This is a genomic window from Mesorhizobium sp. M00.F.Ca.ET.216.01.1.1 (genome assembly GCF_004010325.2).
Classification (GTDB): domain Bacteria; phylum Pseudomonadota; class Alphaproteobacteria; order Rhizobiales; family Rhizobiaceae; genus Mesorhizobium.
On sequence record NZ_SADR02000264.1, the window covers coordinates 1 to 360 of the forward strand.

At 68.9% G+C, this 360-nt stretch carries 1 protein-coding gene; it reads right to left on the reverse strand.

What is annotated here, in order from left to right:
* Window positions 1-360: GntR family transcriptional regulator (locus tag EN859_RS36035; RefSeq protein WP_135913663.1), on the reverse strand; the 360-nt coding region annotated here is incomplete at both ends.

Sequence of the window (360 nt, forward strand, 5' to 3'; positions counted from 1 at the left end):
GGGCCGAAACGCAGCCACAGCGTCTCGATGAGCTGGAACAGCACGTCGGAGCCGGAGGCGCGATAGATGGTGAAATGGAATTGCTGGTTCTTGGCGATCAGCTCGTAGATGCTGCCGTCGCGGCCGATCGCCTGCTGGTCGTCGGTGACCCTCTGCAGCGAGGCGATCTCGGCTGCGGTGAGACGCGGCGCGCCGAGCTCGGCGGCCAGCCCTTCGACGGCGAGGCGGGCCCGGCAGAGGTCGTCGAGCCGCGCTCGTGTCACCACCGGCACGCAGGCCGAGCCGTTCTGTGAGATCTCCAGCGCATTCTCCGCAGCCAGCCGCCGCAGTGCCTCGCGCACCGGCATGTTGGACGTGCCG